Source organism: Streptomyces sp. NPDC017943 (genome assembly GCF_044328425.1).
Taxonomy (GTDB): Bacteria; Actinomycetota; Actinomycetes; order Streptomycetales; family Streptomycetaceae; genus Streptomyces; species Streptomyces djakartensis_A.
The window spans coordinates 252,387-267,132 of sequence record NZ_JBIRHH010000006.1 but is presented as its reverse complement, the minus strand read 5'-3'; the positions used below and the strand labels follow the sequence as shown (position 1 = coordinate 267,132).

The 14,746-nt window shown below is 73.1% G+C and carries 10 protein-coding genes; 2 read left to right on the top strand and 8 right to left on the bottom strand.

Annotation, left to right across the window (positions count from 1 at the left end; genetic code table 11):
* Window positions 1–86: 86 nt before the first annotated feature.
* From ACH4C6_RS21245 to ACH4C6_RS21225, 5 genes are all read right to left on the bottom strand, one after another.
* On the bottom strand, window positions 87–3,812 hold the full coding sequence (locus ACH4C6_RS21245) for an ABC transporter ATP-binding protein (RefSeq protein ID WP_398110146.1): 3,726 nt from the start codon (window positions 3,810–3,812) through the stop codon (window positions 87–89).
* Between the two features lie 113 nt (window positions 3,813–3,925).
* Window positions 3,926–4,777 carry a serine hydrolase gene (locus tag ACH4C6_RS21240; RefSeq protein WP_398110145.1) on the bottom strand — a complete coding sequence of 284 codons (852 nt, stop codon included), beginning with the start codon at window positions 4,775–4,777 and terminating at the stop codon, window positions 3,926–3,928.
* 87 nt (window positions 4,778–4,864) lie between these two features.
* Complete coding sequence (locus ACH4C6_RS21235) at window positions 4,865–6,550, bottom strand: thiamine pyrophosphate-binding protein (RefSeq protein ID WP_398110144.1); 1,686 nt, start codon at window positions 6,548–6,550, stop codon at window positions 4,865–4,867.
* On the bottom strand, window positions 6,547–7,527 hold the full coding sequence (speB, locus tag ACH4C6_RS21230; protein WP_053674033.1) for an agmatinase: 981 nt from the start codon (window positions 7,525–7,527) through the stop codon (window positions 6,547–6,549). Before speB ends, ACH4C6_RS21235 begins: the two co-directional genes overlap by 4 nt.
* A 56-nt stretch (window positions 7,528–7,583) precedes the next feature.
* Window positions 7,584–9,050, bottom strand: a complete 1,467-nt coding sequence (locus tag ACH4C6_RS21225) for a sodium:solute symporter (RefSeq protein ID WP_398110143.1) — start codon at window positions 9,048–9,050, stop codon at window positions 7,584–7,586.
* Between the two features lie 129 nt (window positions 9,051–9,179).
* Between ACH4C6_RS21225 and ACH4C6_RS21220 the strand changes: the two genes are divergently transcribed.
* Together ACH4C6_RS21220 and ACH4C6_RS21215 are read left to right on the top strand one after the other, a co-directional pair.
* On the top strand, window positions 9,180–10,655 hold the full coding sequence (locus tag ACH4C6_RS21220) for a PucR family transcriptional regulator (RefSeq protein ID WP_398110142.1): 1,476 nt from the start codon (window positions 9,180–9,182) through the stop codon (window positions 10,653–10,655).
* 105 nt (window positions 10,656–10,760) lie between these two features.
* Entirely contained in the window at window positions 10,761–11,549 is a 789-nt protein-coding gene (locus tag ACH4C6_RS21215; RefSeq protein ID WP_398110141.1) for a phosphatase, read from the top strand.
* A gap of 32 nt (window positions 11,550–11,581) precedes the next feature.
* Here ACH4C6_RS21215 and ACH4C6_RS21210 read toward each other — a convergent pair whose 3' ends face one another.
* The 3 genes from ACH4C6_RS21210 to ACH4C6_RS21200 all read right to left on the bottom strand — a co-directional run bounded on the left by ACH4C6_RS21210 (window position 11,582) and on the right by ACH4C6_RS21200 (window position 14,727).
* Window positions 11,582–12,466 (bottom strand): acyl-CoA thioesterase, encoded by an 885-nt coding sequence (locus ACH4C6_RS21210; protein ID WP_398110140.1) that lies wholly within the window; start codon window positions 12,464–12,466, stop codon window positions 11,582–11,584.
* Between the two features lie 45 nt (window positions 12,467–12,511).
* Window positions 12,512–13,669: an acyl-CoA dehydrogenase family protein gene (locus ACH4C6_RS21205; protein ID WP_398110139.1), complete on the bottom strand. Its 1,158-nt coding sequence runs from the start codon at window positions 13,667–13,669 to the stop codon at window positions 12,512–12,514.
* Window positions 13,670–14,133: 464 nt separating this feature from the next.
* Window positions 14,134–14,727 carry a TetR/AcrR family transcriptional regulator gene (locus ACH4C6_RS21200; RefSeq protein WP_398110138.1) on the bottom strand — a complete coding sequence of 198 codons (594 nt, stop codon included), beginning with the start codon at window positions 14,725–14,727 and terminating at the stop codon, window positions 14,134–14,136.
* Window positions 14,728–14,746 lie beyond the last annotated feature (19 nt).

Genomic DNA, 14,746 nt, shown 5'->3' with positions numbered 1-14,746 from the left:
CCGCGACCATCGGCGTACGGCAGTACGGACGCATGACGTATGTCGGACGGTTGCACGGGCGTTACGAAACAGGCTCATCCGCCCGGTCAGCGGCTCACGCCGACCGGCTCCTCCGGCTCGGCGCCGACGAACGTCCGCCACAGGCGCGCGTAGCGCCCGCCGCGGGCGAGCAGTTCGTCGTGGGTGCCGTCCTCCGCGACGCGGCCGCGGTCCATCACGACGACCCGGTCGGCGCGGGCCGCGGTGGTCAGGCGGTGGGCGACCACCAGCGTCGTGCGGCGGCCCGCCAGGCGGTCGGTGGCCTGGTTGACCTGGGCCTCGGTGGCCAGGTCGAGGGCGGCCGTCGCCTCGTCGAGCAGCAGGACGTCCGGGTCGACCAGCTCGGCCCGGGCCAGGGCGATCAGCTGGCGCTGGCCCGCGGACAGGTTGCGGCCGCGCTCGGCGACCTCGTGCAGGTAGCCGCCCTCCAGGGTGGCGATCATCTCGTGCGCGCCGACCGCCCGGGCCGCCGCCTCCACCTCGGCGTCGGTGGCGTCGGGGCGCCCGTAGGCGATGGCGTCGCGGACGGTGCCCTGGAAGAGGTACGCCTCCTGCGGGACGACCCCGAGACGGTGCCGGTAGGAGGTGAGGTCCAGCTCCCGCAGGTCGGTCCCGTCGACGGTGACGCGGCCCGCGGTCGGGTCGTAGAAGCGGGCGACGAGCTTGACCAGCGTGGACTTGCCGGCGCCGGTCTCGCCGACGAACGCGACGGTCTGCCCGGCGGGGATGCGCAGGTCGATCCCGGCGAGGGCCGCCTCGCCCTCGTCGCCGGCCCCGTACGCGAAGTGCACGTCCTCGAAGGCGATGTCGCCGCGCAGGGAGGTGACCCGGACGGGTGCGGCGGCGGGCTGCGTCGAGGCCGGTTCGCGCAGCAGCTCCTGGATGCGGCCCAGGGAGACGGTCGCCTGCTGGTAGCCGTCGAAGACCTGGGAGAGCTGCTGCACCGGCGCGAAGAACAGGTCGATGTAGAGCAGGTACGCCACCAGCGAGCCGATCGCCAGCGTCCCGTCGTCGACCCGGGCGCCGCCCACGATCAGCACGGCCGCGGCCGCCACGGACGACAGGAACTGCACGAACGGGAAGTACACGGAGATCAGCCACTGGCCGCGGACGCGGGCCTGCCGGTAGCTGTGGCTGCGCTCGGCGAACCGCCGCCCGCCGTCGCGCTCACGCCGGAACGCCTGCACGATCCGCAGCCCCGACACCGACTCCTGGAGGTCGGCGTTGACCGCCGACACCCGCTCGCGGGCCAGTTCGTACGCCTTGACGCTCGCCCGGCGGAAGAAGAACGTGGCGATGATCAGCGGCGGCAGCGTCGCGAAGACGACCAGGGCGAGCTGCACGTCGATGACCAGCAGGGCGACCATGATGCCGAAGAAGGTGACGACCGAGACGAAGGCCGTGACCAGGCCCGTCTGGAGGAACGTCGACAGCGCGTCGACGTCGGTGGTCATCCGGGTCATGATCCGCCCGGTCAGCTCCCGCTCGTAGTAGTCGAGCCCGAGGCGCTGGAGCTGGGCGAAGATCTTCAGCCGCAGCGCGTACAAAACCCGCTCGCCGGTGCGCCCGGTCATGCGGGTCTCGCCGACCTGGGCCGCCCACTGCACGGCCACCGTGCCGAGCCCCAGCAGGGCCGCCGCCCACACGGCGCCGAGCGCGGCCTGGGTGACGCCGGAGTCGATGCCGTGCCGGATCAGCACGGGCAGCAGCAGGCCCATGCCCGCGTCGGTGGCGACCAGGGCGAGGCTGATCAGCAGCGGCCATCCGAAGCCGTGCAGCAGCCGGCGCAGTCCGTAGGAGTCCTCGGGGCGCACGGCCCGCGCCTCGTCGACGTCGGGCACGTCGGTGGCCGGGGGCAGCGCCTCGACCTGGGCGAGCAGCTCCGGGGTGGCGGGGCTGTCGGCGAGGGCGGTGTCCTCGCGCTCGCGGTCCCCGGTCCACAGCCGGGGGGTGACGCCGCGCTCGGCGTCGTACTCGGCGTCCAGCTCGTCCCGGACGGAGGTGTCCTCCTCGGGGCAGGCGGGCGGGGTGTGGCCCGGGGAGACCCCGCCCAGCTCGTCGGGGTCGGTGAGCAGCCGCCGGTAGAGGGCCGAGCGGCGCTGGAGCTCGTCGTGGGTGCCGATGTCGGCGAGCCGGCCGCCGTCGAGCACGGCGATGCGGTCGGCGAGGTTCAGGGTGGAGCGCCGGTGGGCGATCAGCAGCGTGGTGCGGCCGCGCATGACGCCCTTGAGGGCCTCGTGGATCTCGTGTTCGACGCGGGCGTCCACGGCGGAGGTGGCGTCGTCCAGGACCAGCAGGCGCGGGTCGCTGAGCAGGGCGCGGGCCAGGGCGATGCGCTGGCGCTGCCCGCCGGACAGGGTCAGTCCGTGCTCGCCGACGGTGGTGTCGTAGCCGTCGGGCAGGTCGGCGATGAACCGGTCCGCCTGGGCGGCCCGGGCCGCCTTCTCGATCTCCTCCTGGGTGGCGTCCGGGCGGCCGTAGGCGATGTTGGCGCGGACGGTGTCGGAGAAGAGGAAGGAGTCCTCCGGGACCAGCCCGATCGCGGACCTCAGCGACCGGAGGGTCAGCTCGCGCACGTCGTGGCCGCCGACCAGGACGGCACCGCGGGTGGCGTCGTAGAAGCGCGGCAGCAGCAGGGAGACGGTGGACTTGCCGGAGCCGGAGGAGCCGACGACGGCGAGGGTCTCGCCGGGGCGGATCCGGAAGGACAGTCCGTCGAGGACCGGGCGGCCGGTGTCGTAGCCGAAGGAGACGCCGTCGAACTCGACCGTCGCGGGGGCGTCGGCCGGCAGGTCCTTCTCCCCGTCCCGGATGGCGGGCTCGGTGTCGATCAGCTCCAGGACGCGTTCGGTGCCCGCGCGGGCCTGCTGCGCGACGGTGAGCACCACCGCGAGCATCCGGACCGGCCCGACGAGCTGGGCCAGGTAGCTGGAGAAGGCGACGAACGTGCCGAGCGTGATGTGCCCGCGCACCGCCAGCCAGCCGCCGAGCGCCAGCATCGCGACCTGGCCGAGGGCGGGGACGGCCTGCAGGGCCGGGGTGTAGACCGAGTTGAGCCGGATCGTGCGCAGCCGGCCCGCGAAGAGCCGGCGGCCGACCTGGCGGAGCTTGCCGGTCTCCTGCTCCTCCTGCCCGAAGCCCTTGACGACCCGGACACCGCTGACGGCCCCGTCGACCACACCGGCGACGGCGGCGGCCTGGGCCTGGGCGTACCAGGTGGAGGGGTGCAGCCGGGTGCGGCTGCGCCGGGCGATCCACCACAGGGCGGGGGCGACGGCCAGGGCGACCAGGGTCAGCGGCACGGACAGCCACGCCATGACCACCAGGGAGATCAGGAACAGCGCGAAGTTCCCGATGGTCATCGGGAGCATGAACAGCAGGCCCTGGATGAGCTGGAGGTCGCTGGTGGCGCGGCCGACGACCTGGCCGGTGGACAGTTCGTCCTGGCGGCGGCCGTCGAGCCGGGTGATCGTGCCGAACATCTCCGTCCGCAGGTCGTGCTGGACGTCGAGGGCGAGCCGCCCGCCGTAGTAGCGGCGGACGTAGGCGAGGACGTACACGGCCAGGGCGGCGGCGACGAGGAGCCCGGCCCAGGTGGTCATGGACCGGGTGTGGTCGCTGACGACGTCGTCGATGATCACCTTGGTGATCAGCGGCACGAGCGCCATCACGGCCATGCCGGCCAGCGAGGAGCCGAGGGCGAGGACGACGTCCTTGGGGTGGCGCCATGCGTAGGCCCACAGCCGTCGTGCCCATCCCCGTTGCGGTGTCACACCCGTGCCTTCCGGTCGTCCTGGTCTGCCGGAAGGCTCCAACGCCGTGAGCGGCCGATTTCATCCCGCCGTAACAATTCCGCCCGCCGGCGGGCGGCACGGGCCGGGCCCCGTCAGCTGGCCGCCAGGTCGCGGTGGATCACCTTGGCCACGGCCTGGATGGTGGCGATGCCGTAGTTCATGGTGCTGTTGCCGTGCGAGAGCACCGTCATCGTGTAGTCGTGGCCACCGCCCTTGAACGCGCCGATGCTGTGCACGCGCCAGCCGTTGCTGGAGCGCTGCAGCCAGCCGTTCTTCACCGCCACGGTGACACCGGAGGGCACCCCGTACGGCGTCCCCCAGCGCTGGGACGACACGACCTGGCCCATCAGCTTCAGGAGGTAGGCGCGGGAGCTGTCGCTGAGCACCGCGTTCTTGCCGGTGATGAGCTTGAGCAGTTTCTGCTCGTCGGTGACGGTGATCTGGGTGAGGCCCCAGTAGCCGTCGGCGCCGGGCTTGGTCTGGGTCATGCCGGCGGCCGTGAGGAAGTTCTTGATCTTCGTCATGCCGAGCTGCTTCCACAGCGTCGAGGTCGCGGCGTTGTCCGACTTGGTGATCATCGCCTTGGCGAGGCCGGCCTCGCGGTCGGTGAGGTACCGGTTCGTCTTCTTCGCGTCCCACAGCAGGGTGGCGAGCACGGCGACCTTCACGACGCTGGCCGAGTCGTAGGCGGAGCCGGCGCGCAGAGTGCAGGTGGTGTTCGTGCTGCGGTCGTGGAGGCCGACGGCGACCGTGCCCTTGCGGGTGGCGAGCGCGGCGGTGATGTCCTTGGTCAGCTTGGCGGCCAGACCGGCCTTGGCCGACGTGCAGGTCACGGCGGGCGGCGCGGCGGCGGCGGGGGTGGCGGCGGCGACGAGCGGCACGAGGACGCCCGTACCCACGGCGACCGCCAGCACTCTGGTGCGGCGGGATGTCCCTGAAGTCATGCACCCCTTGACCGCCGGGTGCCGTCGAATGGTTGTAGGGAGTGCGAAGGATTGTGCGAGTCGTTACGGGCTCGTGCCCGTGCCCGCTCAGTCCAGGTGCGTCGGCGCGAACATCCGCAGCACCGCGGGGAGCACCACCACCGAGGGCCCGGGCGTGCGCAGCGCCTTCGCGAGGTCCTGCTCCAGGTTCTCCGGGCTCGTGCGGACACCGGGCACGCCGAAGGACTCGGCCAGGGCCACGTAGTCGGGCCGGGTCAGCTCGGTCGCGGTCGCCTCGCCGAACGCGTCGTTCATGTACTCGCGCAGGATGCCGTAGCCGCCGTCGTCGACGATCAGCCAGGTGACGTCGAGGTCGTACTGGCGGGCGGTGGCCAGCTCGGCGATCGAGTACAGGGCGCCGCCGTCGCCGGAGACCGCGAGGACCGGGCGGGCCGGGTCGGCGGCGGCCGCGCCCAGGGCCGCCGGGAAGCCGTAGCCGAGGCCGCCGGCGCCCTGCGCGGAGTGCATGTGGTTGGGGCCCTTGGCGTCGAAGGCCGACCAGGCCCAGTACGCCAGGATCGTCATGTCCCAGAAGGACGGCGAGTCGGCGGGCAGGGCCCGGCGCACGGACGCCAGCACCTCCTGCTCCAGGGTGAGTTCCTGGGCGGCGATGCGGCCGGCGACCTTGGCCAGTACCGCCCGGACGCGGTCCGCCGCGGCGGCGTCCTCGCGGGGCGCGACCGTCTCCAGCAGGGCCTGGAGGGCCAGGCGGGCGTCCGCGTGGATGCCGAGGGCCGGGTGGTTGGACTCCAGCTTGCCGAGGTCGGCCTCGATCTGCACGACCCGGCCGCGCGGCCTGAACGTGTGGTAGTTGGAGGACAGTTCACCGAGTCCCGAGCCGACGACCAGCAGGACGTCCGCGTCCTCCAGGAAGTCGGTGGTGTACCGGTCCTCGATCCAGGACTGGAGGGACAGCGGGTGGTTCCAGGGGAAGGCGCCCTTGCCGCCGGGCGTGGTGACGACGGGGGCCTGGATCCGCTCCGCCAGCTGCTTCAGCTTCCCCGAGGCGTCCGCGCGGACCACGCCCCCGCCCGCGATGATCGCCGGCCGGGCCGCACGGGACAGCAGGTCGGCGGCGACGGCGGTCAGTTCGGGGCGCGGCACGAGATCCTCGGGGAAGGCGTCGCCGCCGGTGACGACCGGGATCGACGTCCGGGCGAGCAGCACGTCCTGCGGGATCTCCACCCACACCGGCCCGTGCGGGGCGGTCAAGGCCGACTTCCAGGCCGCCTCGATCGCCGAGGGGATCTGCGACGGGGTGCGCACGGTGTGGACGGACTTCACCACACCCCGGAACGAGGCGGCCTGGTCGGGCAGTTCGTGCAGGTAGCCGCGGCGTCCGCCGCCCAGGCCCGCCGTCGGGACCTGGCTGCTGATCGCCAGCACGGGCGCGGAGGCGGCCGCCGCCTCCTGGAGCGCGGCGAGGGACGTCAGCGCGCCCGGTCCGGTCGACAGCAGCAGCGGCGCGGCCTCACCGGTGATCCGGCCGTAGGCGTCGGCCGCGAACCCCGCGTTGTTCTCCACCCGCAGCCCGATGTAGCGCAGGTCGGAGCGGCGCAGCGCGTCGAACATGCCGAGGGCGTGCTGGCCGGGCAGGCCGAAGACGGTCGTGGCGCCGAGCCCGGCCAGCGTCTCCACGACCAGGTCTCCGCCGTTGCGGCCGGGAGGAGGGTTGAGGGCGGCCTCCGTCTGCGCGGGCGTCGGGCGGAGCACCAGGTCGTGGTCGTGGGTCACTTGGCTTCCGAGTCCTTCCGGGCCGCGGCGATCTGGCGGGACATGATCGTGGTCAGTTCGTACGCCGTGTGGGAGGCGGCCACCGACGTGATCTCGGCGTGATCGTACGCGGGGGCGACCTCGACGACGTCGGCCGAGACGAGGTTGCAGGAGGCCAGGCCGCGCAGGATCTCCAGCAGTTCGCGCGAGGTCATGCCGCCGGCCTCGGGGGTGCCGGTGCCGGGGGCATGGGCCGGGTCGAGGCAGTCGATGTCGATGGAGATGTACAGCGGCCGGTCGCCGATGCGCTGGCGGAGCTGGTCGGCGACCTCGTCGGCGCCGCGGCGGTAGACGTCCGCCGAGGTGACGATGCCGAAGCCCATCTTCTCGTCGTCGGTGAGGTCCTGCTTGCCGTACAGCGGGCCGCGGGTGCCGACGTGGGAGAGCGCCTCGGTGTCGAGGATGCCCTCCTCGACCGCGCGGCGGAACGGGGTGCCGTGCGTGTACTCGGCGCCGAAATAGGTGTCCCAGGTGTCCAGGTGGGCGTCGAAGTGCAGCAGGGCGACGGGGCCGTGCTTCTTCGCCACCGAGCGCAGCAGGGGCAGCGCGATGGTGTGGTCGCCGCCGAGGGTCATCAGCCGGGCGCCCGTGCCGAGCAGGTCGTCCGCGGCGGCCTCGACGGTCTCCACGGCCTCGTTGATGTTGAACGGGTTCACGGCGATGTCGCCGCCGTCCGCGACCTGCGCCAGGGCGAAGGGCGAGGCGTCCTGCGCCGGGTTGTAGGGGCGCAGCAGCCGGGACGCTTCACGGATCGCGTTGCCGCCGAAGCGGGCGCCCGGCCGGTACGAGACACCGGAGTCGAACGGCACGCCGACCACGGCGACATCGGCGCGGCCGACCTCGTCCAGCCGGGGCAGCCGGGCGAAGGTGGCGGGACCGGCGTACCGCGGGACGCGGGAGGAGTCGACGGGGCCGCGCGGGGTCTCGTTGCTGCTCATGAAGTAATGCCTTCTTTCCTACGCTTCATCGCGTATGTACTGCTTGCCCTACGACTCTACTGGGCGGCCGGGGCAGGTTCGGACGCGAGTTCGGGTGAGCGCCCGGCCAGGCGTTCGCGCCAGGCGGTGAGGACGGCGGCGTCGGTGGCCGGGGTCGCCAGGGAGACGATCACGTAGGCGGCGAGCGAGGCCAGCAGCCCGTAGTAGACCGGCTCGTTGGCGAGGATGCCGTGGGTCGCCATCAGCACGACGACCGCGACGCCGCCGACCACGACGGAGGCGAGGGCGCCGTACACCGTGCCGCGCCTCCACACGAGGCCGCCGAGGATCGGCACGAGGAGTCCGCCGACGAGGAGGTTGTAGGCGACGGTCAGGGCCTCCACGACGTTGTCGATCGCGATGGCCGTGCCGATCACCGCCAGGCCCATGATCAGGATGAACGCCCGGTTGCCCTTCACCTCGTCGTGGTCGCCGGCCGGTGTCCTGCCGCCGAGGCCCCGCAGCCGCGACCAGATGTCGTTGTTGGCGACGGTGGCGCAGGCGATCAGCGCGCCGGAGGAGGTCGACATCACGGCGGCCAGCGCGGCGGCGAGCACCAGCCCGCGCACCCCGACGGGCAGTTCGTCCTTGACGATGGTGGCGAAGGCGTCGTCCGGGCTGCCGAGCTTCGGGTAGAGCACCTTGGCCGCCGTGCCGATGACGGCACCGGCGAGGGCGTAGGCGAGGCAGTATGTGCCCGCGACGGTCCCGCCCCACTTGGCGGTGCGGTCGCTGCGGGCGGTGAAGACCCGCTGCCAGATGTCCTGCCCGATGAGCATGCCGAACGTGTAGATCAGCACGTACGTGAAGATCGTCTCGCCGCCGATGCCCAGGGGGTCGAAGTACTCGGTGGGCAGCTGCGCCTTCATCTCGGCGAACCCGCCGGCCTTGACGACGGCGATGGGCAGCAGGAGCAGGAGCACGCCGATGGTCTTGACGACGAACTGCACCATGTCGGTGAGCGTGATCGACCACATGCCGCCGAGCGTGGAGTACGCCACGACGATCGAACCGCCGAGGACGATCGCCAGCGTGCGGTTCAGGTCGAACAGGACGTCGAAGATCGTGGCGTAGGCGATGGTCGAGGTCACCGCGAGCATCAGCGTGTACGCCCACATGACCAGACCGGAGATGACCCCCGCGCGGCCGCCGCCGTAGCGCAGGTCCAGCATCTCGGAGACGGTGTAGACCTTCAGGCGGGCGATGCGGGCGGAGAAGAAGACGGACAGGGCGAGCAGGCCCAGGCCGATGGTGAACACCATCCAGGCGCCCGACAGGCCGTACTGGTAGCCGAGTCCCACCCCGCCGATGGTGGAGGCGCCGCCGAGGACGATCGCCGCCATGGTGCCCGAGTACATGGCCGGGCCGAGGCGGCGGCCGGCCACGAGGAACTCGCTCTTGGAGCGGGCGCGGCGCATGCCCCACCAGCCCATGGCCAGCATGCCGGCCAGGTAGACGACGATCACGAGGTAGTCGACGGCCATGGGGCCTCCTTCGCACACGCTCGGTCGTGGGGACGAGGTTGACGAGCACTGACCCTAGGTGGCCGGAAAGCGACTGCGAAGTGTACGTTTCATCCATTCGAACCGCGCGGTATGGAGGGAACGCACACCATGCCGGAACCGGCCGTCCCGCCCACCCCGCCGGTACGCCTGTCCGCGCTGCTGGAGCGCGAGGACCTCGGCCTGCGGCAGGTCGCCGGCCCGGACGACCCGGACCGGGTCGTCCACTGGGTGCACACCTCGGAGATGGCCGACCCGTTCCCGTACCTGCTCGGCGGGGAACTGCTGCTCTCGGCCGGTGTGCACATCCCGCAGGACGCCCCGGCCGGCTACTTCGACGCCTACGTCTCCCGGATCGTCGCCGCGGGCGGCGCGGCGCTGGGCTTCGGCGTGGCCCCGGTGCACGACACCGTGCCGCAGCCCCTGGCCCGGGCCTGCGCACGCCACCGCCTCCCCCTGCTCGAGGTGCCCCCGCGGACCACCTTCTCGGGCGTCGCCCGCGCGGTCTGGCAGCTGATGGCCCGGGCGCGCCTGGCGGAACTGCGCCGGGTCGCCGACGCCCAGCAGCGCCTCGCCTCCGCGGCCTCCCGCCCGGACCCGGTCCCCTCGGTCCTGCGCCAGCTCGCCGGGCGGCTGGCCGGATGGGCGGTGCTCTACGGACCGGACGGCGCGCGGCTCGCGGCGGCCGGCCGGGAGCCCGCGGCCGAGGCGCGCGAGGCCCTGGCGGCGCTGGCGGGCGTGGTACGACCGGCGGGTGACCCGGCCGAGCGCCCCGGGCCCGCCTCCGCCGCCGACACCACCGCCGGACTCCACCTCGCCGCGTACGCGCTCGGCGCCGGGCACGGTTTCGTGCTCGGGGTGGCCGCCCCCGCCAGCGACCCCGGCGACCACACCATCGCCTCCGTCGCCGCCGTCCTGCTGTCCCTCCTGACCGGCGAGCAGCACGGCGGCACCGGCGCCGCCCGCTCCGCCGCACTCGTGCGGCTGCTGCTGGGCGCCCCGCCCGGGGAGGTCGCCCCGCTGCTGGGCGACGGGGAGTGGGTCGTCGTGCACGCGCGGCCGGACGGGGACGGCCCCGCGGACCCCGTCGCCGCGTCCGCCCTGGGCGCCGCGCTCGGCTCCGCCCTGGTCGACCCGGCGAGCGACGCCGTACGCGTCCTGGTGCCGGCCGGTCACGCCCCGGCCACGCTGCCCGGCTGGACCCTCGGCGTCAGCGCCGCCGTCGCCCCGGCCGACCTCGCCGCCGCCGACACGCAGGCGGCCCGCGCCCTGGCCCGGGCCCGCGCCACCCGCGCCCCGCTGCTCCGGCACGCACCGCGCCCCGCCCTGGCCGACCTGGTCCCGCCGGACGAGGCGGCGGCCCACGCCCGCGCGCTCCTCGCCCCGGTCACGGCCCACCCCGCGCTCACCGAGACCCTGCGCACCTGGCTGTCCCTGCACGGCAGTTGGGACCGCACGGCGGTGGCCCTGTCCGTCCATCGCAACACCGTGCGCCAGCGCGTCGCCCGCTGCGCGCGCCTGCTGGACAGCGACCTCGACGATCCGGACGTCCGCATGGAGCTGTGGTTCGCGCTGCGGCGCCTCTGAGTACCCGCGCGCATCCGGAACCGGTCCCGCCCTGAGTACGTGACGCACGTCCCAGCGCGCGATACGCCAGGGACGCCCACCTGGGGCTGCCCCACAATGGGACCCATGCCGATAACCGGGACCCCCAGCCGCGCCGAACTCGTCGACCACCTCGTACGGACGCGCATCGCGGGCGACGTCGCCACCCCGCGCGAGAACAACCTCTCCCACTACCGCAAGCTGGCGAACGGCGACCGCCACTACTGGCTCGGCCTGGAACTCGGCGACCGCTGGACCGACGAGCAGGACGTCCTGGCGGTGATGGCGGAGCGCGCCGGCGTCAACGACGACCCCGGGCACCGGTACGGCCAGGACACGATCGACCCCGAGCTGACGGTCTCGGGCCTGGAGCGGCTCGCCGCGCGGCTGCGCAAGGCGGCCGACGGCGGCCAGCGCGTCCTGTTCGCCACCGGCCACCCCGGCGGCCTGCTCGACGTCCACCGCGCGACCGCGGCGGCCCTGCGCACGGCCGGCTGCGAGATCGTCGTCATCCCCGACGGGCTGACCACCGAGGAGGGCTACGTCATGCAGTTCGCGGACGTGGCGGTCCTGGAGCACGGCGCGACGCTGTGGCACACCCACTCGGGCGAACCGATGAAGGCGATCCTGACGGCCCTGGAGCGCGCGGGCCGCCCCCTGCCCGACCTGGTCGTCGCCGACCACGGCTGGGCGGGCTACGCCGGACAGCACGGCGTGGACTCCGTCGGCTACGCCGACTGCAACGACCCGGCCCTGTTCCTGGCGGAGGCCGAGGGCACCGTGCAGGTGACGGTCCCCCTGGACGACCACGTGATCAGCCCCCGCCACTACGACCCGATGACGGCGTACCTGCTCTCGGAGGCGGGGCTGGGCTAGGGCCCGCCCCGGGTGGCCGGGCCCCGGCCGGGTCAGTCCCGGGCGCGGGGGACGCGGACGACGCCCTCCTGGATGACCGTGATGGCCAGCCGCCCGTCCTGTGTGTAGATGCGGGCCTGGCCCAGTCCCCGGCCGCCGTGCGCGGACGGGGACTCCTGGTCGTACAGCAGCCACTCGTCGGCGCGGAACGGCCGGTGGAACCACATCGCGTGGTCCAGCGAGGCCCCGACGACGTCCCCGACGGCCCAGCCGCCGCGCCCGTGCGCGAGCAGCACGGAGTCCAGCAGCGTCATGTCGGAGACGTACGTGGCGAGGACGACGTGCAGCAGGGGGTCGTCGATCCCGCTGTCCAGCTTGCCGTTGGTGCGGAACCACACCTGCGAGTGCGGCTCCCGCGGCTCGCCGAACCTCCCGTACGGCGGCTCGTCGACGTACCGCAGGTCGACGGCGGCCCGGGCCTCGACGAACCGCTCGACCACCTCGGGGTCGAGGTGGGCGTAACCGCGCAGCCGCTCCTCGCCGGTGGGCAGCGTGGCGGGGTCGGGCGAGGCGGGCATGGGCTCCTGGTGGTCCAGCCCGTCCTCCGCCACCTGGAACGACGCCGACAGGTGGAAGATCGGCTTGCCGTGCTGGACGGCGACGACGCGGCGCGTGGTGAAGGAACGCCCGTCCCGGATCCGGTCCACGGTGTAGACGATGGGCGCGCCGGGGTCGCCCGGCCGCAGGAAGTACGCGTGCAGCGAGTGCGCGGGCCGGTCGGCCGGGACGGTCCGCCCGGCGGCGACGAGCGCCTGGGCCGCGACCTGCCCGCCGAAGACCCGCGGGACGACGGCGGACCGGGAACGGCCGCGGAAGATGTCCTCCTCGATCTGCTCGAGGTCGAGCAGATCGAGGAGGTCCTGGAGTGCCTGGCTCATGAGGTAGTTGTACCGGCCAGTGATCGTGCGCCGGCGCCGGGGGCCTTACAGGCCCATGTCCTTGGCGATGATCGTCTTCATGATCTCGCTGGTGCCGCCGTAGATGCGGTTGACGCGGTTGTCCGCGTACAGGCGGGCGATCGGGTACTCGTTCATGTAGCCGTAGCCGCCGTGCAGCTGGAGGCAGCGGTCGATGACGCGGTGGGCGACCTCGGTGCAGAACAGCTTCGCGGAGGCGGCCTCGGCGGGGGTGAGCTCGCCGGCGTCCAGCGCCTCGGTCGCGCGGTCGGCGACGGCCTCGGCGGCGTCCACCTCGGCCTGGCAGGCGGCCAGCTCGAACTTGGTGTTCTGGAAGTGCGCGACGGGCTTGCCGAAGACGGTGCGCTCCTGCACGTACTGCTTGGCGAACCGGACCGCGGCCTTGGCCTGGGCGTAGGCGCCGAAGGCGATGCCCCAGCGCTCGGAGGCCAGGTTGTGACCGAGGTAGTAGAAGCCCTTGTTCTCCTCGCCGAGGAGGTCCTCGACGGGCACCTTGACGTCGACGAACGCCAGCTCGGCGGTGTCGGAGGTCTTCAGGCCGAGCTTGTCGAGCTTGCGGCCGACGGAGTAGCCCTCGGACTTGGTGTCCACCGCGAACAGGGAGATGCCGTGGCGGCGGTCCTCGGCGGTGGGCGCGGAGGTGCGGGCGCAGACGATGACGCGGTCGGCGTGCACGCCGCCGGTGATGAAGGTCTTGGCGCCGTTGAGGACGTAGTGCGTGCCGTCCTCGCTGAGCTTCGCGGTGGACTTCATGCCCGCGAGGTCGGAACCGGTGCCCGGCTCCGTCATCGCGATGGCCCACATCTCCTCGCCGGTGACGAACTTCGGCAGGAACCGCTTCTTCTGCTCGTCCGTCGCCAGCATCTTGAGGTAGGGCAGGGCGAGCAGCACGTGCACGCCGGAGCCGCCGAACTGGACGCCCGCGCGGGCGGTCTCCTCGTAGAGGACAGCCTCGAACTTGTGGCTGTCGATGCCCGCGCCGCCGAACTCCTCGGGCACGCTGATGCCGAAGACGCCCAGCTCACCGAGCTTGTAGTAGAAGTCGCGCGGCGCCTGGCCGGCGGCGAACCACTCGTCGTAGACGGGGACGACCTCGGCCTCGATGAAGGCGCGGATGGTCTCCCGGAACGCCTCGTGATCCTCGTTGAACACCGTACGGCGCACGCCGCCACCTCCACGACTATGTCTAAGCGCTTGCTCAGCCAAAGATACCGACGAGTATCCGAGGGCGTCCAGGGTGGGACGGGGGTAACGCTCGTCACGCCGGGGGTGGGTGCGGGGTGGGTTGTCCGGGTGGGCGCCGGGGTGCGGGGTGGGTTGTCCGGTTGCGCGCCGGGGTGCGGGGGACGCCTGCGCCGCGCCGCGGGGTGCAAGGGCAGCCCTCGCCGGGGGTGCAGGGGGCGCAGCCCCCGCCGGGGTCCGGGGCGGAGCCCCGAAGCAACCCGGGCACCCTGCCCCACAGCTTCGGGCGGGTGGGTGGGCGAACCCCCGGGGGGTGCAGGGGGCACAGCCCCCGCCGGGGTCCGGGGCGGAGCCCCGAAGCGGCCCGGGCACCCTGCCCCACAGCTTCGGGCGGGCGGGTGGGTGAACCAGCCCACAGCTCCGGGCCGGCGGCTGGGCGAAGACCCCTACGACTCCGCCGCCGCGAACGCCCCCCGGGCCATCCGATGCAGCAACTCCGCCGTGGCCCCCCGCCCGGGCAACACCCCACCCCTCCCCAGATGCGGCGTCGAGTTCAGCAACCCGAACACCGAGTGCACGGCGGACCGGGCCGCGGGCTCACCCAGCCCCGGGTAGACCTCCCGTACGACCCCCACCCACAGCTCCACGTACTGCCGCTGCAGCTGCCGCACCATCTTCCGGTCACTGTCCCGGAGGCGATCGAGCTCCCGGTCGTGCAGGGTGATCAGAGGCCGGTCGTCGAGCGCGAAGTCGATGTGCCCCTCGATCAGCGAGTCCAGCAGCCCCTCCGCCCCCGCCCCGTCCGCCTCCGCAACCCTCCGCTTCGCCCCGGTCAGCAACTGCCCGCTGATCCCCACCAGCAGCTCCGCGAGCATCGCGTCCTTGCCGGGGAAGTGCCGGTACAGCCCGGGCCCGCTGATCCCGACCGCGGCGCCTATCTCGTCGACCCCGACCCCGTGGAAGCCCCGCTCGGCGAACAGCCGCGCGGCCTCCTTGAGGATCTGCTCACGGCGGGTGGGGGCGTCGGTTCTCGTGGCCATGAAATCGATTCTAGACAGC